A 19870-nucleotide genomic window follows, 5' to 3' on the forward strand; every position below is an offset into this window, starting at 1 on the left:
CCCTGCTGGACATCAATCGCGGCGCGCTGCGCCGCAAAGGAGTGCATCCGTGAACGTCACATCCTCGGCGAGCGGGCCGACCGACCGGCGGGCCGCCACGCTCGCCATGGCCTGCCTGGGCGTATTCGTCGCCTACTTGCCGGTGACCACCGTCTCCGTGAGCCTGCCGGCCATCCAGGCGGCACTGGGCGCGTCGACGGCCCAGCTGTCCTGGGTCCAGGACGCGTTCGTCCTGCCCATGGCCGCGTTCATCCTGACCGCCGGTGTGTTCGGCGAGGTCCACGGGCGCAAGAAGGTGTTCCTGGCGGGCCTGCTGTTCTCCGCCGTCGGCGCCGCCGTCGCGCTGAGCGCCCAGTCGATCCAGATGCTGTGGGCCGGCCAGGCCGTCGCCGGGCTCGGTGCGGCCGCGCTGCTGCCCACCACACTGGCCCTGATCAGCCACGCCGTGCCCGATCACCGGGAGCGCGGCAAGTTCATCGGCCTCTGGGCCACCTCGCTCCTGCTGGCGCTGGCCGTCGGTCCGCTGATCGCCGGGGTCATCCTGGAACACGCCGCCTGGCGGTGGATCTATCTCCTGGTCATTCCCGTCTCGCTGCTCGCGGCGGGGGTCGCCGCGCGGCTGCTGACCGACTCGCGGGCCCCGCACGGGCGGCGGCTGGACTGGCCGGGCCAGATCACCGCCGCGTCGGCGATCACCGCGCTGGTGTACGGCGTGATCGAGGGCGGCGCAGGTTCGTTCACCGACACCCCGGTTCTGGTGGCGCTGCTCATCGCTGTGGCCGGCGCCGTCGCCTTCGTCGTGGCCGAGCGGCGCAGCGACAGCCCGATGCTGGACCTGACGCTGTTCCGCAGCGCGGCGTTCACCGCCACCACGCTCGTCGCGATGATCACCTTCCTGGCGCTGATCGGTTTCTTCTTCCTCCTGAGCCTCTACTTCGGCCTGGTGCAGCAGCTCGACACCCTCCAGGCGGGCTGGCGTCTCCTCATGGTCACCGGGGCCGCCATCGTCGCCGGCGCCCCGGTCGGGCGGCTGATGCACCGCGTGTCCGCCCGCGTCCTGATCACCGCCGGACTGCTCGTCGTCTCCGGTTCACTGCTCTTGCTGACCACCGTCGACGCGGACACGTCCTTCGCCTCCATCGCCTGGCGGCTGGCGCTGCTGGGCCTGGGGATGGGCGGAGTCCTGACCCCGATGACGGCCACCGCGGTCGCCGCCGTGCCTCCCCACCTGGCCGGCATGGCCGCGGCCGGCAACAACACCTTCCGGCAGGTCGGCGGGGCACTCGGCCCGGCCGTCCTGGGGGCCCTCCTCACCGCCCGAGCCCTGGACACCTTCCCCGCGCATCTCGCTGACGCCGGGATCACCGGAGCGGCCGGGCAGAGCATCACCGAGGCCGCCCGAGCGGGTGGTCTCGGCGCGGTCGCCCGGATGAACCTGGGCGCCGGCACCGGTCAGGCCCTCGGAGCGGTGGGCGACGCCTTCCTCGACGGCCTCCGTCTCTGCCTGATCGTCGCCGCCGCCCTCACGCTGCTCGCCGCCCTGGTCTCCGCGACACTCCTGCGCCGCCCGCGCGAGGCGTCCACCGTCGCGGCGGCCTCCTCCAGCGGTGCGCCGGCCCCCGAGCGGGTCCACGCGGGCTGACGGACGGCTGTGGTCCCCCGGCAGCGCACCCGCGCGCCGCCGGGGGACCCCCGCGCCCCGGCCCCGCCCCCCTACCGGCAAACTGTGGTCGAGGGAGAACCACACGGACAAGGAGCACCATGGACGCGCTCTCCACGGCCGCTGCCCCGGCCACCGCCGCGCTGCTGGAGGACTTCTCCCTGGAGATGACGGGCAAGGACGTCCCCCGGCTCGAAGAGGCCCGCGACCGCATCCCGGCCGGCACCCGGATCAACATCACCTTCCTCGGCAACGAGGACCTGGACACGCGGCTCGCCGCGGCCCGCGCCGTCCGTCGGCTCGGATACACCCCGGTCCCGCACATCTCGGCCCGCCGGCTGCGCTCCCGCTCCGAACTGGAAGAACTCCTCGCCGCGCTCCGCTCCGACGGCACCGCCGACAACGTCCTCGTCATCGGTGGGGACCCCGCCACACCCCACGGCCCCTACGACGACGCCCTCGCGCTCATCCGGTCCGGGCTGCTCCAGTCATACGGCGTCCGGCACGTCGGCATCGGCGGCTACCCCGAGGGGCACCCCGCCATCACCGGCCCGGCGCTCTGGTCGGCGATCGAGTACAAGACCGCCGCCCTCGCCCGGCGCGGACTGTCCGGCGATGTCATCACCCAGTTCGGCTTCGACGCGGACCCGGTCCTCGCCTGGGTCGAGGCGCTACGGAAACGGGGCATCGACGCACCGGTGCGCGTCGGGGTCCCCGGCCCCGCCGGGATCAAGCGGCTGATGACGTACGCCGCGCGCTTCGGCGTCGGCACGAGCACGTCCATCGCGAAGAAGTACGGTTTCTCGCTCACCAACCTGATGGGCACGGCGGGCCCCGACCGCTTCATCCGTGCCCTGGCCGACGGCTACGACACCCGCCGCCACGGCGTCCTCAAGCTGCACTTCTACACCTTCGGCGGCATCGGGGCCACGTCGCGGTGGCTCGCCGACTTCCGTACCGGGGCGGGGAACTGACGCGTCGCCCGCCCCCGGCTGCGCCGGTTCAGGGGGAAGGCGGCCGCTCGCCGTGCCACGAGCGCCAGAGCATGGCGTACGCGCCGTCGGCCGCCACCAGATCGTCGTGGGAGCCGAGTTCGGTGATCCGGCCGTCCTCCATCACGGCCACCCGGTCGGCATCGTGCGCCGCGTGCAGACGGTGCGCGATGGCGATGACGGTCCGGCCTTCGAGGACGGCGGCCAGCGCGCGCTCCGTGTGCCGGGCGGTCCTCGGGTCCAGGAGTGCGGTGGCCTCGTCGAGTATCAGGGTGTGCGGATCGGCCAATACCACACGTGCCAGGGCGAGTTGCTGCGCCCTGGCCCCGTCCGGCCGGTGCTCGCCCTGGCCCAGATCGGTGTCCAGGCCGTCCGGCAGCTCATCGGCCCACTCGGCGCCGACGGCGGCGAGTGCCGCGTGCAGTTCGGCGTCGGTGGCGCCGGCCGAGGCGATCCGCAGGTTCTCCCTCACGGTGCCGAGGAACACGTGGTGCTCCTGGGTGACGAGGACGACGTGCCGGCGCAGCACGTCGGGGTCCAGTCCGGCGACCGGGACCCGGCCCACCGTCACCGAGCCGGCCCGCGGCGTGTCCATGCCCGCCAGAAGTCTGCCCAGCGTGGTCTTTCCGGCGCCCGAGGGGCCGACGATCACCAGTCGCTCGCCGGGCCTGACCGTCAGGTCGACACCGTGCAGGACATCGGCCCCGTCGTCGTAGGCGTAGTGGACACCGGCCACGTCGATCCGGTCGCCGTCAGGAGTGACGGAGCCGGGCGAAGGGGACCGCACCTCCGGGCCGAGGCCCTCCACCCTCGCGAAGGAGGCCCTGCTGCTCTGGAGTTCCTCCATCCGCTGGAGGACGGTGTCCAGGGGCTGGGACAGCTGCCGCAGGTACAGGGCCGAGGCGACGACCGCGCCGAGGCTCATCGCGCCGTGGTCGTGCAGCGCGAAGCCGATCAGCAGGACGCCGGCCACCGGGATGACGTAGGAGATGTCCACGGCGGGGAAGAGCACACTGCGCAGGAGGAGGGTCCGGTTCCGGGTGCTCCGGCATCGCTCGATCGCTTCCTGGGACGCGGCGACGCGGCGCTGCCCCAGCCCCAGGGCCTCGACGGTACGGGCGCCGGCGGCGGTGGCCGCGAGCTGTTCGGCGAGGGCCGAGTTGGCGGCTCCCTCGTCGAGGTACGCGGAGAGCGCCCGGCGCAGATACCAGCGGGCGGCGAACCAGATGCCGAGCAGACCCAGCACACCGCACGCGCCGAGCAGCGGATCGAGCACGAAGACCGCTCCGAGGATGAACAGCGCCTGGACCCCGGCGATGAGGACGTCCGGCCCGGCATCCCGGAGGGTGGCGCCGACCGCGGCGACATCGGTGGTGCCCCGGGCCATCAGGTCGCCCGTGCCGGCCCGCTCGACGACCGCGGCGGGCAGCGCGAGTGCCCGCTCCGCGAACTGCTCCCGGATACGCGCCAGAGTCCGCTCGCCGAAGCGGTGCCCGACGTATCCGGCGTACCGGGCCAGCAGCAGCTGAGCCAGTGCGAAGGCGAGGAGTGTGAGCGCCAGGCGGTCCACCGCGGCCACCCCTCCGCCGGCCCTGACCTCGTCGACGATGCGGCCGAGCAGCCACGGGCCGGCGAGTCCGGCCCCGGCGGCGAGCGCGTTGAGGGCGATCATGGCGGCGAAGGCACGGCCGTCCAGGCGGATCAGCCGCAGCGCCGCCCGGCGTACCCGTGACGGGTCGGCGACGGGCAGGGCCCGGTCGGACGCCTGGGGGCCGGCGGTCATCGCATGGCCTCCCGGGCCGGCGGGACGGTGCCTTCGTCCGGGCGGACGGGGCCGTCCCCGTCCGTCCCGCGTGACACCAGGCGGCGGTACCCGGGCAGCCCGGCCAGGAGTTCACGGTGGCTGCCGACGGCCGCGACGGAGCCGTCGACCAGGTAGTACACGGTGTCCGCCCGGTCCAGCAGGAGCGGTGAGGTACTGGTGACGACCGTGGTGCGGCCGGACCGCGCGGCGTGCAGCCGGGCCGCGACGGCCGCCTCTGTGTGTGCGTCGACCGCCGAGGTGGGCTCGACGGCCAGGAGCACCTCGGGATCGGCCAGCAGGGCGCGGACCAGCCGGACGCGCTGCCGTTGCCCGCCGGAGAGGTTGCGGCCCTGCGCGTCGATCCGCGAGTCGAGCCCGTCCGGCAGACCGCGGACGATGTCCTGCGCCACGGCCGTGTGGACGCCGCGCCCGATGGTCTCCTCGTCCCGGTCCAGCGCTCCGGAGACCACCTCGCGCAACGGTCCGGCGAACAGGTCGGCCTCGTTGTCCGCGACCAGGATCCGCCGCCGGATCCGCGTCAGGTCGATCTCGTCGAGGCGTATCCCGTCCCAGGTCGCGGCCGACTCCACGAACCGGCCGAGACGGTCGACCACCGCCGCGGAGTCCGACGGCCGGGCGCTGACGAGTGCGGTCATCCCGCCGGGCACCACCTCGACGCCGGACTCCGGATCATGGAGCGTGGACGGCGCGCCGGGCGCGTCCGAAGTCGCCTCCCCGCCCGCGGAGTCGGGCTCCAGGACCAGGAACCGGATGACCCGGCGGGCGGCGACGAGGCCGCGGCTGAGGTCGTAGCCGCCCTCGATGAAGAACGTGACCGGCACCACCAGCACCGCCGCGTACCCGTAGACCGCGACCAGTTCGCCGACGGTGATGGTCCCCTGAGCCGCCATCCGGGCCGCCAGCCAGGTCACGGCGCCGAGGAACAGGGTGGGCAGGCCGACACCGAGGGCCTGGATCCAGCTGGTCACCGCACCGACGCGGTACCCCTCCGCCCGCAGGGCGCGCGAACCGAGCCGGTAGCGCTCGGCGTACACCTCCTTGCCGCCGATGCCGTTGAGGACGCGCAGGCCCTTGGCCATGTCCTCGAAACGGGCGGCGAGCCCGCCCTGCTGATCCCGGTACGCCGCCTCGACACCCTGCAACCGCCACAGCAGAGGGCCGACCAGCACCACGAGCAGCGGCACCCCCAGCAGCACCACCACGGCGAGCAGCGGTGAGACGGTCAGCAGCAGCACGGCCACGACGACATACGCGAGGACCGCGCCGACCCCGGGACCGGTGATGGTCAAGGTGCCGGCGATCACGGCGACATCGCGGAACCCGATCGTGACGACCTCCCCGGCCGTGACCCGGCGCGGCAGCGCCCCGCCCAGTCGGGTCGCCTGCCTGACCACGACCGCCACGGAACGGAAGACGGCGTCCAGCCGCACCCTGGTCATCGTCCGGTGCCGCATGATGGCCAGCCACGCGTTCAGCACCCCCACACCCAGCAGCGCCGCGACCCAGCCGGCCAGCGCCGGCCACCGCCCCGGCTCCAGCCCGTCGTCGATGGCGCGCGACAGCAGGTACGGCGGCAGCGTCAGACAGACCATCCAGGCACTGCCGAGCAGCGCGCCGGCGGCGATCCGGCGGCCCTGGCTGGTGACCAGCCACCACAGGTACCGCAGCGCGCTGCGACAGTCAGGGGTCCCGGGATCCACATAGGAATCTGCCATGTACCCGACCCTAACGACCCCCGGAGAGCCGGTGGATCCGGGGACCGCCCCACTCCGGTCAGCCGTGCCAGGACCGCCACAGCGCCGCGTACGCGCCGTCCGCCGCCACCAGTTCGTCATGGCTGCCCAGCTCGCTGATCCGGCCCTCCTCGACGACCGCGATCACATCCGCGTCGTGCGCCGTGTGCAGCCGGTGCGCGATGGCCACGACCGTACGGCCGTCCAGCACCCGGGCCAGCGAGCGTTCCAGATGGCGGGCCGCGCGCGGGTCCAGCAGCGAGGTCGCCTCGTCCAGCACCAGCGTGTGCGGATCGGCCAGCACCAGCCGGGCCAGCGCGATCTGCTGCGCCTGCGCGGGCGTGAGCACCACACCGCCCGAGCCGACCTCGCAGTCCAGCCCCTCGTCCAGCGCGGTGGCCCAGCCGTCCGCGTCGACCGCGGCCAGCGACGCCCACAGCTCCGCGTCCCCGGCACCGGCACGGGCCAGCAACAGGTTGTCCCGCAGCGAACCCACGAACACATGGTGCTCCTGGTTGACCAGCGCCACATGCGTACGCACCCGCTCCGCGGTCATCTCCGACAACTGCGCGCCTCCCAAAGACACTTCACCGGTACGTGGGGCGTAGATCCCGGCCAGCAGCCGTCCCAGCGTGGACTTGCCCGCACCGGACGGGCCGACCAGCGCCAGCCTGGTGCCCGGAGCGACGTCGAGCGACACCTTGTGCAGCACGTCCAGACCGGCCCGGTAGCCGAAGTGCACCTCGTCGGCGCGCACATCACGCCCGTCCGGCGCCACCGTCGCGTCGCCCGCGTCCGGCTCGATCTCGCGGACCCCCACGAGACGCGCCAGCGACACCTGGGCGACCTGCAACTCGTCGTACCAGCGCAGGATCAGACCGATCGGGTCGACCATCATCTGCGCGAGCAGCGCACCCGTCGTCAGCTGCCCGACGGTGAGCCACCCCTCGATCACGAACCAGCCCCCGAGCATCAGGACCGCGCCCAGGATCGTCACGTACGTGGCGTTGATGACGGGGAACAGCACGGACCGCAGGAAGAGCGTGTACCGCTCCCAGGCCGTCCACTCCTTGACCCGCTGGTCCGACAGCGCGACCCGGCGCGCACCCAGCCGGTGTGCCTCCACGGTCCGCCCGGCGTCCACCGTCTCCGCGAGCACGGCCGCGACCGCCGCGTAACCGGCGGCCTCCGAGCGGTACGCGGACGGCGCCCGGCGGAAGTACCAGCGGCAGCCGACGATCAGCACCGGCAGCGCGATGAGCACCGAGAGCGCCAGCGGGGGAGCGGTGACGGTGAGCGCGGCCAGGAGCAGCCCCGCCCACACCACACCGATGGCCAGCTGCGGCACGGCCTCGCGCATCGCGTTGGCGAGGCGGTCGATGTCCGTGGTGATCCGGGAGAGCAGATCTCCTGTCCCGGCCCGCTCCAGCACACCCGGCGGCAGCCGGACCGACCGCACGAGGAAGTCCTCGCGCAGATCGGCCAGCATCTCCTCACCGAGCATCGCGCTGCGCAGCCGCATCATCCGGGTGACCACGGTCTGCACGATCAGCGCGACGGCGAACACCGCGGCGGTGCGCTCCAGATGGAGGTTTGTCACCCCGTCGGACAGGTCCTCGACGAGCCCTCCCAGCAGGTACGGTCCGGCGATCGAGGAGACCACCGCGACCGTGTTGAGCAGGGTGACCACGGTGAACGGCCACCGGTGGCGCCGGATCAGTTCCCTGGCGTACGTCCGTACGGTCGTGGGGGTGCCGACCGGCAGGGTGGTGGCCGACTCGGGCGCGGCCGGGTCGTAGGCCGGTGGTGCGACGCCGGTCATGCGCGCTCCTCGATTTCCTCGATGGTGTCGATCGCGTGGATCGCTTCGTCGTTGCGCGGCCGGTCCGGGATCTCGTCATCGGTCTCGCGGGTGACGACGGCCCGGTAACGCGGTTCGCCGCGCAGCAGTTCACGGTGGGTGCCGACGGCCACCACCGTGCCCCGGTGGACCAGCGCCACCCGGTCCGCCAGGTCGAGCAGCAGCGGGGACGAGGCGAAGGCCACCGTCGTACGGTCCTTGCGCAGCGCCTTGATACCCGCGGCGACCCGGGCCTCGGTGTGCGAGTCGACGGCGGACGTCGGCTCGTCGAGCACCAGCGCCTCCGGGTCGGTCACCAGCGACCGGGCCAGGGCCAGGCGTTGGCGCTGGCCACCGGAGAGCGACCGGCCGCGTTCGGTGATCCGGGTGTTCATCGGATCGCCGTCCGCGTCCACGGACGCCTGTGCCAGCGCGTTCAGGACGTCGTCGCACTGCGCGGCGGACAGCGCGTCCCCGGCGGTCACCCGGCCGGACGACGGCACGTCCAGCAGTTCGCGCAGGGTGCCGGAGAGCAGCACCGGGTCCTTGTCCTGGACCAGAACGGCGGTCCGGGCCGCGTCCAGGTCCAGTTCGTCCAGGGGGACACCGCCGAGCAGCACGGACGGCACCTCGTGGTCCGCCGTCCCGTCCTCGGCGGCACCGTCCTTCGTCACCTCCGGCTGGGCGTGGCCGCCGAGCCGGTCCGCGAGCCGCCCGGCCTCGTCCGGATCGCCGCAGACCACCGCGGTGAACAGGCCCTCGGGCGCCATCAGTCCGCTGACCGGGTCGTACAGATCCCCGGTGGGTGAGGCGTCGACCGTCGACGGCCGGGCCACCCGGCTCAGCGAGAGCACCCGGACCGCGCGCTGCGCGGACGGCCGCGAGAAGGAGTACGCCATGGCGATCTCCTCGAAGTGACGCAGCGGGAACAGCAGCAGCGTCGCCGCGCTGTACACCGTCACCAGCTGCCCGACGTCGATCTTCCCGTCGCGGGCCAGCGCGGCCCCGTACGTGACCAGGGAGATCAGCAGGATGCCCGGCAGCAGGACCTGGATCGCGGAGATCAGCGACCACATCCGCGCACTGCGCACGGCTGCCTTGCGGACCTCCTGCGAGGCACGCCGGTAGCGGCCCAGGAACAGTTCCTCGCCGCCGATGCCGCGCAGGACGCGCAGCCCGGCCACGGTGTCCGAGGCCAGTTCGGTGGCCTTGCCCGCCTTCTCGCGCTGGAAGTCGGCGCGGCGGGTGGCGCGCGGGAGCAGCGGCAGGACGCCCAGGGCGAGCAGCGGCATGGCGAGCGCCACGAGCACGCCCAGCGACGGCAGATAGAGGACGAGCCCGGCACAGACGATGACGAGGGCCGCGGCGGCGGCGGCGAAACGGGAGAGCGCCTCGACGAACCAGCCGATCTTCTCCACATCGCCTGTCGACACCGCGACGACCTCGCCCGCGGCGACCCGGCGGGTCAGCGCCGAGCCGAGCTCCGCGGTCTTGCGGGCCAGCAGTTGCTGGATCCGGGCGGCGGCGGTGATCCAGTTGGTGACGGCGGTCCGGTGCAGCATGGTGTCGCCCACGGAGATCAGTACGCCGAGAACCGCGATCAGTCCACCGGCCAGCGCGAGCCGCCCGCCGGACCGGTCGACGACCGCCTGGACGGCGAACCCGACGCCGAGCGGCAGCCCGGCGATGGAGCACTGGTGCAGCAGGCCCCATGACATGGCCTTGAGCTGTCCGCGGATCTGACTGCGGCCGAGCCAGATCAGGAAGCGGGGGCCCGACCGGACGTCGGGATCGCCGGGATCCGAGTACGGAAGATCGCGAATTTGCATGACGTCCCAAAAGGTCGGAAGGAGCTGAGGTCCGCGAGGAACCTCCAGAAGCACGTGGGGAGAAGCGTGTGGGGGACCAAACCGTCCAATCCTCGCGTCCCGCCGGGGGCGCGGCAAACCCTTTTACCTGCCGGGAGAGCGGACGGGGAACGGACCCCGGCCGGCCGAGCGGCAGGCACCGGCGGGTGCGGGAGTAAAGATTCGGCACGCATTCGCCGCGGCCCGCACGGGCTGGCGGGGCCGCACGCCAGGGAGTGCGACCATGGGCGAATGCATATAGCCGGTGCGGTACGAGTGGTGGTCTCGGCGGCCGCCTGCGGTGTCCTGCTCACGACCTTGACGTCGTGCGGCGGTGGATCCGACGCGGAGAAGGGCGACGCGCGGTCGGCCGATGCCGGAAAGCCGAAGGACAAGGACAAGGCGCGGACAACCGACCTGAAGCGCATTCCGGATGTCGGCGACCGGTTGCAGTCGCAGATCCCGGACAACTCCCGTCAGGTCGTCGCCGTCTACGGCGAGGGCAGGAACTCCGCGGACTCCACGGTCGTGCTCTACACCAGAACCGGATCGACCTGGGACAAGGCCGCCGGATGGAAGGCCCACAACGGCAAGAAGGGCTGGGCCACCGACCACCACGAGGACGACAAGCGCAGCCCGGTCGGTGTCTTCAGCCTCACCGACGCGGGCGGTGTGCTGCCCGACCCGGGCGCCCTGCTCCCGTACACGGAGACCGCGTCCATCCAGGCCCCGCACTACTGGGCCAAGTCCCACTGGCACGACTTCGACTACGTCATCGCCATCGACTACAACCGCGTCAAGGGCACCGCTCCCAACGACCCCACACGTCCCGAGGGACAGTCCAAGGGCGGCAGCATCTGGCTGCACATGGACCACGGCAGCGGCACATCGGCCTGTGTGAGCCTGCCGAAGGCCGCCATGGAGAAACTGCTGCGCACCCTCGACCCGAAGCAGCACCCGGTCGTCGTCATGGGCGACCGCGCCGGCCTTCAGACCTGACCGGGACCGGGCCGGGTCGCCCGCTCCAGTTCCATCAGCACCGAGTAGTACGAACGGCCCGTCGCCCGGTCCATGCCGATCTCGCACATCCGGTTGGCGGAGAGATACCTGTCGTACTCCCGGGTGTTCACCTCGGCGGCCTCCTTCGCGGTCGCCGAGGCCGTCAGCTCCTCGTGCAGCATCCCGCGGTCGCCCGCGAACCCGCAGCACGCGGCGTCGTCCGGGATCACCACCTCCCGCGCGCAGGCCTCGGCGACCGCGCGCAGGTGCTCCACATCGCCCAGGTGCTCCATCGAGCAGGTCGGGTGCAGGACCGCGGAACCGGCGCGGCGCAGCACCGTCAGCTCCGGCAGGAGTTCGTCGGCGGCCCAGACGAGGGAGTCGACGACGGTCAGCTCGCGGTGCAACGCCCGGTTGTCCTCGGTCAGATACGGCACCACCTCATGGGCGATGCCCAGCGTGCACGAGGAGGCGTCCACGACGAGCGGCAGCTTTCCGCCCGCTGTCCAGCCCCAGGCCGCCGCCACGATCCGGTTGGCCATCACGGCGTTCGCCGTGTCGTACCCCTTGGAGTGCCAGATCGTCGCGCAGCAGGTCCCGGCGGTGTCCGGCGGGATCCAGACCGGCTTTCCGGCGCGCGCCGACACGGCGACCACGGCCTGCGGCAGGGACGGCGCGTGCTGCCCCTCGGGGCCGGCGAAGATGCGGTTGACGCAGGCTGGGTAGTAGACGGCGCTCGCTCCCGCCCTGGAGGTGCGCGGCAGCTCACGGGCGGCGGCCCCGGGGATCTCCGGCAGCCAGGCGGGCATCAGATCGGGGCGCACGGCCCGGCGGGCGAGACCGGTGACGCCTTCCAGTAGCCGGTCGTCGATCCGGCTCGCCGCCGCGACCGCGAGCCGGGCCGCCGCCTCCACGGCGCGGAAGTTCTTCGCCGTGAGCGCGGCGATCCGTTCCTCGCGCGGGGAGTGCCGCTGATGGCGGAAGTCCTTCATCATGGCGCCGGTGTCGATCCCGACCGGACAGGCGAGTTTGCAGGTGGAGTCGCCCGCGCAGGTGTCGACGGCGTCGTAGCCGTAGGCGTCGAGCAGTCCGGTCTCCACCGGTGATCCGTCCGGCTGCCGCATCATCTCCCGTCGCAGCACGATGCGTTGGCGCGGTGACGTGGTCAGGTCGTGGCTGGGGCAGGTCGGTTCGCAGAACCCGCACTCGATGCACGGGTCGGCCACCGCTTCGACCCGGGGGATGGTCTTGAGGCCGCGCAGGTGGGCCCTGGGGTCGCGGTCCAGGACGATCCGGGGGGCCAGTACCCCGTCGGGGTCGATGATCTGCTTGAGGCGCCACATCAGTTCGGTCGCGCGGGGGCCCCATTCCAGTTCCAGGAAGGGGGCGATGTTGCGGCCGGTGGCGTGTTCCGCCTTGAGGGAGCCGTCGAAGCGTTCCACGGTCATCTTGCAGAAGTCGTCCATGAACGCGGCGTACCGGTCGATGTCGGAGGGCTTCGCCGCGTCGAAGGCGAGCAGGAAGTGCAGGTTGCCGTGGGCGGCGTGGCCCGCGACGGCGGCGTCGAACCCGTGCTCGGCCTGGAGGGTCAGGAGCGCGTCGCAGGCGTCGGCCAGCCGGGAGGGCGGGACGGCGAAATCCTCTGTGATCAGTGTTGTACCGGACGGCCGGGAGCCGCCGACCGCGGTGACGAAGGCCTTGCGGGCCTTCCAGTAGCCGGAGATAGTCCCGGAGTCCCGGGTGAACTCATTGGTCACCGAGGTGACGGGCCGGACCAGCTCCAGCCGGCGGACGACATCGGCCGCCGCCCGCTCGTACGCATCCCGGCCGGCCTCGTCGGGGGCCCGGAACTCCACCAGCAGCGCGGCGGTCGTCTTCGGCAGCCCGGCCCAGTCGGCGGGCACGCCCTGGACGCTGACGGAGGCGCGCAGGGTGTTGCCGTCCATCAGCTCGACGGCGATGGCGCCCGCCTCGTTGAACAGTGGGACGGCGGCCGCCGCCGCGGTGAGGGAGGGGAAGAAGAGCAGTGCGGTGGAGAGGTGGCGGTCCAGCGGCAGGGTGTCGAAGACGACCTCCGAGATGAAGCCGAAGGTGCCCTCCGAGCCGACCATCAGCCCGCGCAGGATCTCCACGGGGGTGGCGCCGTCCAGGAACGCGTCGAGCCGGTAGCCGTTGGTGTTCTTGATCTCGTACTTGGCCCTGATCCGGGCGGTGAGCGCGGCATCGGCCTCGATCTCCGCCTTCAGCGCGAGGAGCCCCGCGCACAGTTCCGGTTCCGCCCGTGCCAGGTCGGCGTCCGCGCCGGGGGCGGCGGTGTCCACCACGGTCCCGCCGGGCAGCACGAAGGTCAGGGAGGACAGGGTGCGGTAGGAGTTGCGCGTGGTGCCCGCGGTCATGCCCGAGGCGTTGTTGGCGACGACTCCGCCGACCGTGCAGGCGATGGCGCTGGCCGGGTCGGGGCCGAGCAGCCTCCCGTACCGGGCGAGCGTGGCGTTGGCCCGCATGACGGTGGTGCCGGGCGAGATGCGGGCCCGCGCGCCGCCGTCCAGGACCTCGATGCCGGCCCAGTGGTGCCGTACGTCGACGAGGATGTCCTCGCCCTGTGCCTGGCCGTTGAGGCTGGTGCCCGCGGCCCGGAAGACGACATCGCGGCCCTTGCCGCGCGCGTACGACAGGATCGCCGAGACGTCGTCGATGTCCTCGGGCACGACGACGACCTGGGGCACGAACCGGTAGGGGCTGGCATCGGAGGCGTACCTCACCAGGTCGGAGATCTTCCACAGCACCTTCCGCGGCCCCAGCAGCGCGGTCAGCTCGCTCCGCAGCGGCTCAGGTGTGCCCGGCGCCCGCTCGTCGGTCACCCGGTCGTGGGTGGGGCTGCGCATCGCGCCGGGGCTCAGGGCTTCCGGCTTCGGCTCCAGCAGCGGCATTCGAGATCCCCTCGGCGGCTCGGCGCGGTGCTTCGCGCCCGGTCAGCAGCGGCGCTCCGGCATTCCGTTGACCAGAGCGGTGAGCAGCCCGCCGAGCACCTCGCGCTGATCGGCGGTCAATGGAGCCAGGATCTCCTCTGCGGCAGCGCGGCGCCCGTTGCGCAGCGACCGGAGGGTGGCGATGCCCTCGTCGGTGATCTCGATCCGGACCACCCGGCGGCTGTCCGGATCGGGGGTCCGGCGCACCCGGCCGCTGGCCTCCAGACCGTCCACCAGCGTGGTCACGGCGCGGGGGACCACGTCGAGGCGCTGCGCGAGATCCGCCATCCGCGGCGGACCGTCGTAGTGGGCGACGGTGCGCAGCAGCCGGAACTGCGCGGGGGTGATGCCGGCCGGCTCCAGCTGACGGCTCTGAATGCGCTGGAGCCTGCGGGTCAGCCGCAGCAGCTGTTCGGCGAGCAGGCCGTCGGGGTCGGGGGAATCCATACGGGGAACAATATCAGGACGTGGTTCATTGTGAGTATAGGTAACAATGAGCTATGCTCCTATCTGCTCGACTGTCACGGACCGAAATCCCGACAGGCCGTCGATCCGGACCGTCGCGGACCGCTGACGCGCATACCGTCGCAGGCGGTCGCAGCCTTCCCTCCCTGTTGCCGCACGCCTGACGAAGGAGCCCATGAAACCCGACGAACCCACGTGGACGCCCCCGCCCAAGGATGCCGAGCAGCCGCCCGCCGAGCTGCGCCGCATCTTCCGCCTCTTCCATCCGTACCGCGGCCGCCTCGCGGTGGTCGGACTGCTCGTCGGCGCCTCGTCGCTGGTGTCGGTCGCCTCCCCGTTCCTGCTCCGCGAAATCCTCGACACCGCCATCCCCCAGGGGCGGACCGGGCTGCTCTCGCTGCTCGCCCTCGGCATGATCCTCACCGCCGTGATGAACAGCGTCTTCGGCGTGCTGCAGACCCTCATCTCCACCACCGTCGGCCAGCGCGTGATGCATGACCTGCGCACCGCGGTCTACACCCAGCTCCAGCGGATGCCGCTGGCCTTCTTCACCAGAACCCGTACGGGCGAGGTCCAGTCCCGGATCGCCAACGACATCGGAGGCATGCAGGCCACCGTCACCTCGACGGCGACCTCGCTGGTCTCCAACCTCACGGCGGTCATCGCCACCGTCGTCGCCATGCTCGCGCTCGACTGGCGGCTCACCGTCGTCTCGCTGCTCCTGCTGCCGGTCTTCGTCTGGATCAGCCGCCGGGTCGGCCGGGAGCGCAAGAAGATCACCACCCAGCGGCAGAAGCAGATGGCCGCCATGGCGGCCACCGTCACCGAATCGCTCTCCGTCAGCGGCATCCTGCTCGGCCGCACCATGGGCCGGTCGGACTCGCTCACCAAGGGCTTCACCGAGGAGTCCGAACGGCTGGTCGACCTCGAAGTGCGCTCCAGCATGGCCGGACGCTGGCGGATGTCGACGATCGGTATCGTCATGGCCGCCATGCCGGCCGTCATCTACTGGGCCGCGGGCATCACCCTGCAGTCCAGCGGACCCGCCGTCTCCATCGGTACGCTCGTCGCTTTCGTCTCGCTCCAGCAGGGCCTGTTCCGGCCCGCCGTGAGCCTGCTCTCCACCGGGGTGCAGATGCAGACGTCCCTCGCGCTCTTCCAGCGGATCTTCGAATACCTCGACCTCACGGTGGACATCACCGAGCCGGAGAACCCGGTCCGGCTGGAGAAGATCCGCGGCGAGATCCGCTTCGAGAACGTCGACTTCAGCTACGACGAGAAGAGCGGCCCCGTCCTCAGCGGCGTCGACGTGGCCGTGCCCGCCGGCGGCAGCCTGGCCGTCGTGGGTCCCACCGGCTCCGGAAAGTCCACCCTCAGCTACCTGGTGCCACGCCTGTACGACGTCTCCGGCGGCCGCGTCACGCTCGACGGCGTCGACGTGCGCGACCTGGACTTCGACACCCTCGCCAGGGCCATCGGGGTGGTCTCCCAGGAGACGTACCTCTTCCACGCCTCCGTCGCCGAGAACCTGCGCTTCGCCAAGCCGGAGGCCACCGACGAGGAGATCGAGGCGGCTGCCCGCGCGGCACAGATCCACGATCACATCGCCTCGCTGCCCGACGGCTACGACACCCTGGTCGGTGAGCGCGGCTACCGCTTCTCGGGCGGGGAGAAGCAGCGCCTGGCCATCGCCCGCACGATCCTGCGCGACCCGCCGGTGCTGATCCTGGACGAGGCGACGAGCGCCCTCGACACCCGTACCGAATTCGCCGTGCAGGAAGCGATCGACGCGCTCTCCGCCGGACGCACCACGCTCACCATCGCCCACCGGCTCTCCACCGTGCGCGACGCGGACCAGATCGTCGTCCTGGACGGCGGTCGGACCGCGGAGCGCGGCAGCCACGAGGAGCTGCTCGACCAGGACGGGCGCTATGCCGCCCTGGTCCGCAGGGACACCCAGCTGGCCCCCGCGACAGGCTGAGCAGCGGGACCGGACGTACTCCATACACGGGAACGAACTTGTTCGCTACGAACGTGTTCGTTATGGTGGGAGTGTGCCCCTCGCCCTTCTGTTGCCGTCGAGGGGGACCGGCTCGCAGTGCACCAGACGTCGCGGCCGGTATTCCCGCACGAGCTGGAGGTACCACCATGAGCACCACGCACCACTACCCCGTCGCGATCATCGGCGCCGGTCTCGGCGGCCTCACGCTCGCCCGCGTCCTGCACGTCAACGGGATCGAGGCGGCCGTCTTCGATCTGGAGGCCGACCGGAACGCCCGCACCCAGGGCGGCATGCTCGACATCCACGAGGACACCGGCCAGGCCGCCCTGCGCGCCGCCGAGTTGCACGAGCGCTTCCGGGAGAGGGTCCACCCCGGCGGCGAGGCCATGCGGGTCCTGGACAAGAGGGCCCGCGTACTGCTCGATCAAGCGGACGACGGTGCGGGCGACCGGCCCGAGATCGACCGCGGAGACCTGCGCGACCTGCTGCTCGACTCACTGCCCGAACACACCGTGCGCTGGGGCAGCAGGATCACCGGTGCCGGGCCGGCCGGCGCCGGACAGCACCGGGTCACGCTCGCCGACGGCACCGCCTTCACGGCGGGACTGCTCGTCGGAGCCGATGGCGCCTGGTCCCGTATCCGTCCGCTGCTCTCCGACGCCGTCCCCTCCTACACCGGCATCTCCTTCGTGGAACTGGACCTCTTCGACGCCGACACCCGGCACCCCGAATGCGCCGAACTCATCGGCGGCGGCATGTTCTTCGCGCTCGGCGACAACCGGGGATTCCTCGGGCACCGCGAATCCGACGGCAGCCTCCACGTCTACGCCGCGCTGCGCGCGGCCGAGGACTGGCTGTCGACGATCGACTTCACCGACGCAGAGGCCTCCAGGGCCGCGCTGACCGGGCACTTCGAGGACTGGGCGCCCGGCCTCCGCCGGCTGATCGCCGACTGCGACGGCCTGCCGGTGCCGCGCCTCATCCACGCACTGCCCGTCGGGCACGAGTGGAAGCGCACCCCGGGCGTCACTCTGCTCGGCGATGCCGCCCACCTGATGTCCCCCTTCGCGGGCGAAGGCGCCAACCTCGCCATGATCGACGGCGCGGACCTGGGCCGGGCGCTGGCCTCTCACCCGGGTGACACCGAAGCCGCCCTGGCCGCCTACGAGGCACCCCTCTTCGAGCGGAGCCGGAAGAGCGCAGAGGAGTCCGCCGAGGGCCTGGAGACGATTTTCAACGACCGCGCGCCGCAGCCGCTCATCGAAATGTTCTCCTCCTTCGTTGCGCAGTGAACGCGGGAAAGCGGTGACCCATGCGCGGGCGGCACACACGACGGCGCCTGATCGAACAACGGTCGGATGAGTCAATCCACGAAGCGACCCCCCGATCTCCTGTTCGCGTGTTCGGCCTCTGTGGTGCGGCGAGGTGGGGCCCCGCACGCGGGGCGCGTGTCGCCGGAGGCGGGGTGCCGGACGGAAGGATCGGTGCGGGATAGCGTGCCCGCATGGTGAACGAGTCCCCGGACACCCCGCCCCGTCGCAAGCTCCGACCGACCCGGCGCGGCCGGCTGGCGCTGCTCGTCGGCGCCGTCCTCGTCCTCGTGGTGGCCGCCGCCGTACTCGTACCGCTGCTGACAAGGGAGAAGACGACCGAGCGGACCCGGTCCCTCGTGATCCCCGAGGGGTGGCGGGCCTCCCAGGTGTACGAGGCCGTGGACAAGGTTCTCGACCAGCCCTCCGGCACCGCGGAGAAGGCCGTCGCCACGGCGGACCTGCCCCTGCCGGCCGCCGCGAAGGGCAACCCCGAGGGCTACCTCTTCCCGGCGACGTACCCCGTCACCTCCGGTACGACCCCGGAGAGCCTGCTGCGCTACATGGTGGACACGGCGGTCAAACGGTTCGGCGCGGACCACATCACGGCCGGCGCGCGGCGCAACGGCGTCACCGTCTACCAGACGGTGACGATTGCCGCCATCGTGCAGGCCGAGGCGGACACCGCACCGGACATGGGCAAGGTGTCCCGGGTCGTCCACAACCGGCTCGCGCGTGACATGCCGCTTCAGATGGACTCCACGCTCAACTACGCGATGAACCGCAGCACCCTGGACACCACCACGGGCGACACGAAGATCGACAGCCCGTACAACAGCTATGAGCGCAAGGGGCTGCCGCCCACACCCATCGGCAATCCGGGAGAGCAGGCGATGGTGGCCGCGATCAGCCCCACCCCGGGCCCCTGGCTCTACTTCGTCACCGTCGCGCCGGGCGACACCCGATTCACCGCCGACTACGCGGAGCAGCAGCGCAACGTCGCGGAGTTCAACCGCAACCGCCGCAGCGCCGGCAACGGCTGAGCACCCGGGCGGCGCCCGACTTCGGCGTGCCACGGCCGCCGCATCCAAACCTCCGGCAGCCTGCCCGCCCCGACCTGCTCAGGCCGCGGCGGCCGTATGTTCCGCAGCCGGCTCCGCCCGGTCCAGCAGCCGTCCGATCGCCCGTGCGGCGGCCCGCCCCGCCCGGTTGGCGCCGATCGTGCTGGCGGACGGTCCGTAGCCGACGAGTTGGACGCGCTCGTCGCGTACCGCCTGTGTCCCCTCCACCCGGATGCCGCCACCGGCTTCGCGCAGTCTCAGCGGGGCGAGGTGGTCGACGGCGGGCCGGAAGCCGGTCGCCCAGAGGATGACATCGGCCTCGACGGTGCGACCGTCGTCCCAGGCGACTCCGGCCGGTGTTATCCGGTCGAACATCGGCAGACGGTCGAGCACCCCCGACGCCCGGGCGCGCCGGACGGCGTCGGTGACCGGCAGCCCGGTCACGCTCACCACGCTCTGCGGCGGCAGCCCGCGCCGCACCCGGTCCGCCACCATCGCGACGGCCGCGCGTCCCTCGTCCGCGCCGAACGGGCCCTCCCGGAAGACCGGCGGCCGGCGCGTCACCCAGTGGGTGTCCGCGGCCACCTCGGCGATCTCCATCAGATGCTGGGTACTGGAGGCCCCGCCGCCCACCACGACCACCCGCTGTCCGGCGAACCCGGCGGGCCCCGGATAGTTCGCCGTGTGCAGCTGACGGCCCCGGAAGGTGTCCTGGCCCGGGTAGCGCGGCCAGAACGGCCGGTCCCAGGTCCCCGTCGCGTTGATCAGGGCCCGCGTCCCGTACGTACCTTCGGAGGTCTCCACGAGCAGCCGCCCGCCGTCTCCCTCGCGCACCGCGCTCACCTCGACCGGCCGGTGCACCCGCAGGCCGAAGGCGCGCTCGTACGCGTCGAAGTACGCGCCGATCACCTCGGAGGAGGGCCTGCTGTCATCGGCACCGGTCAGCTCCATGCCGGGCAGCGCATGCATACCGTGCACCTTGCCGTAGGTCAGTGACGGCCAGCGGAACTGCCAGGCGCCACCGGGGCGCGGGGCGTGGTCGAGCACCACGAAGTCGCGGTCCGGCTCCAGGCCCGTACGGCGCAGATGGTAGGCGCCGGACAGACCCGCCTGTCCGGCGCCGATCACCACGACATCCACTGAGTGCACCCCGGTATTGTTCACGCT

Annotated in this window: 13 protein-coding genes; 6 read left to right on the plus strand and 7 right to left on the minus strand. The window is 72.1% G+C overall.

The features are described from left to right. The first annotated feature begins 49 nt into the window (after positions 1-49). Positions 50-1642: a DHA2 family efflux MFS transporter permease subunit gene (locus tag ACIO3R_RS24650; protein ID WP_402108696.1), complete on the plus strand. Its 1593-nt coding sequence runs from the start codon at positions 50-52 to the stop codon at positions 1640-1642. 119 nt (positions 1643-1761) lie between these two features. Further along, the gene (locus ACIO3R_RS24655; RefSeq protein ID WP_402108699.1) at positions 1762-2634 is read left to right on the plus strand and encodes a methylenetetrahydrofolate reductase; all 873 of its coding nucleotides are present in this window, start codon (positions 1762-1764) and stop codon (positions 2632-2634) included. Positions 2635-2662: 28 nt separating this feature from the next. On the opposite strand, the gene ACIO3R_RS24660 is transcribed toward ACIO3R_RS24655, so the two are convergent. From ACIO3R_RS24660 to ACIO3R_RS24675, 4 genes are read right to left on the minus strand one after another with little or no spacing between them, the layout of a single operon-like run. After that, a complete protein-coding gene (locus tag ACIO3R_RS24660) occupies positions 2663-4435 on the minus strand; it encodes an ABC transporter ATP-binding protein (RefSeq protein WP_402108702.1) in 1773 nt (590 codons plus the stop codon). Next, positions 4432-6192 (minus strand): ABC transporter transmembrane domain-containing protein, encoded by a 1761-nt coding sequence (locus ACIO3R_RS24665; RefSeq protein WP_402108704.1) that lies wholly within the window; start codon positions 6190-6192, stop codon positions 4432-4434. The genes ACIO3R_RS24660 and ACIO3R_RS24665 overlap by 4 nt, the downstream gene beginning before the upstream one ends. 58 nt (positions 6193-6250) lie before the next feature. Next, positions 6251-8032: an ABC transporter ATP-binding protein gene (locus tag ACIO3R_RS24670; protein WP_385037214.1), complete on the minus strand. Its 1782-nt coding sequence runs from the start codon at positions 8030-8032 to the stop codon at positions 6251-6253. Beyond that, positions 8029-9879, minus strand: coding sequence for an ABC transporter transmembrane domain-containing protein (locus ACIO3R_RS24675; RefSeq protein ID WP_385037212.1), 1851 nt, complete (start codon positions 9877-9879; stop codon positions 8029-8031). The genes ACIO3R_RS24670 and ACIO3R_RS24675 overlap by 4 nt, the downstream gene beginning before the upstream one ends. Positions 9880-10149: 270 nt before the next feature. On the opposite strand from ACIO3R_RS24675, the gene ACIO3R_RS24680 reads away from it, so the two are divergent. Next, entirely contained in the window at positions 10150-10896 is a 747-nt protein-coding gene (locus ACIO3R_RS24680) for a hypothetical protein (RefSeq protein WP_385037209.1), read from the plus strand. Here the strand turns inward: ACIO3R_RS24680 and ACIO3R_RS24685 are convergent. After that, positions 10887-13826, minus strand: a complete 2940-nt coding sequence (locus ACIO3R_RS24685; protein ID WP_402108707.1) for an FAD-binding and (Fe-S)-binding domain-containing protein — start codon at positions 13824-13826, stop codon at positions 10887-10889. The two genes, ACIO3R_RS24680 and ACIO3R_RS24685, sit on opposite strands and share 10 nt — an antisense overlap. 42 nt (positions 13827-13868) lie before the next feature. Next, positions 13869-14312 (minus strand): MarR family winged helix-turn-helix transcriptional regulator, encoded by a 444-nt coding sequence (locus ACIO3R_RS24690; protein WP_385026770.1) that lies wholly within the window; start codon positions 14310-14312, stop codon positions 13869-13871. Between the two features lie 193 nt (positions 14313-14505). Between ACIO3R_RS24690 and ACIO3R_RS24695 the strand changes: the two genes are divergently transcribed. The 3 genes from ACIO3R_RS24695 to mltG all read left to right on the plus strand — a co-directional run bounded on the left by ACIO3R_RS24695 (position 14506) and on the right by mltG (position 18685). Continuing rightward, positions 14506-16311, plus strand: a complete 1806-nt coding sequence (locus ACIO3R_RS24695; protein WP_385026773.1) for an ABC transporter ATP-binding protein — start codon at positions 14506-14508, stop codon at positions 16309-16311. Positions 16312-16478: 167 nt separating this feature from the next. Then, a complete protein-coding gene (locus tag ACIO3R_RS24700; protein ID WP_402108711.1) occupies positions 16479-17624 on the plus strand; it encodes an FAD-dependent oxidoreductase in 1146 nt (381 codons plus the stop codon). A 212-nt stretch (positions 17625-17836) separates the two neighbouring features. Then, positions 17837-18685: an endolytic transglycosylase MltG gene (gene mltG, locus ACIO3R_RS24705; RefSeq protein WP_385026779.1), complete on the plus strand. Its 849-nt coding sequence runs from the start codon at positions 17837-17839 to the stop codon at positions 18683-18685. A 78-nt stretch (positions 18686-18763) separates the two neighbouring features. On the opposite strand, the gene ACIO3R_RS24710 is transcribed toward mltG, so the two are convergent. Further along, a complete protein-coding gene (locus ACIO3R_RS24710; protein WP_402108714.1) occupies positions 18764-19852 on the minus strand; it encodes an NAD(P)-binding domain-containing protein in 1089 nt (362 codons plus the stop codon). Positions 19853-19870 lie beyond the last annotated feature (18 nt).

Origin of the sequence: Streptomyces sp. NPDC087428 (assembly GCF_044744085.1) — a bacterium.
Classification (GTDB): domain Bacteria; phylum Actinomycetota; class Actinomycetes; order Streptomycetales; family Streptomycetaceae; genus Streptomyces.

What these genes read in the sequence shown, in the direction of transcription:
- ACIO3R_RS24655 (WP_402108699.1), top strand. Translation starts at nt 1,762, where the DNA reads ATGGACGCGCTCTCCACGGCCGCTGCCCCGGCCACCGCCGCGCTGCTG.
- ACIO3R_RS24660 (WP_402108702.1), bottom strand. Translation starts at nt 4,435, where the DNA reads ATGACCGCCGGCCCCCAGGCGTCCGACCGGGCCCTGCCCGTCGCCGAC.
- ACIO3R_RS24665 (WP_402108704.1), bottom strand. Translation starts at nt 6,192, where the DNA reads ATGGCAGATTCCTATGTGGATCCCGGGACCCCTGACTGTCGCAGCGCG.
- ACIO3R_RS24670 (WP_385037214.1), bottom strand. Translation starts at nt 8,032, where the DNA reads ATGACCGGCGTCGCACCACCGGCCTACGACCCGGCCGCGCCCGAGTCG.
- ACIO3R_RS24675 (WP_385037212.1), bottom strand. Translation starts at nt 9,879, where the DNA reads ATGCAAATTCGCGATCTTCCGTACTCGGATCCCGGCGATCCCGACGTC.
- ACIO3R_RS24680 (WP_385037209.1), top strand. Translation starts at nt 10,150, where the DNA reads ATGCATATAGCCGGTGCGGTACGAGTGGTGGTCTCGGCGGCCGCCTGC.
- ACIO3R_RS24685 (WP_402108707.1), bottom strand. Translation starts at nt 13,826, where the DNA reads ATGCCGCTGCTGGAGCCGAAGCCGGAAGCCCTGAGCCCCGGCGCGATG.
- ACIO3R_RS24690 (WP_385026770.1), bottom strand. Translation starts at nt 14,312, where the DNA reads ATGGATTCCCCCGACCCCGACGGCCTGCTCGCCGAACAGCTGCTGCGG.
- ACIO3R_RS24695 (WP_385026773.1), top strand. Translation starts at nt 14,506, where the DNA reads ATGAAACCCGACGAACCCACGTGGACGCCCCCGCCCAAGGATGCCGAG.
- ACIO3R_RS24700 (WP_402108711.1), top strand. Translation starts at nt 16,479, where the DNA reads ATGAGCACCACGCACCACTACCCCGTCGCGATCATCGGCGCCGGTCTC.
- mltG (WP_385026779.1), top strand. Translation starts at nt 17,837, where the DNA reads ATGGTGAACGAGTCCCCGGACACCCCGCCCCGTCGCAAGCTCCGACCG.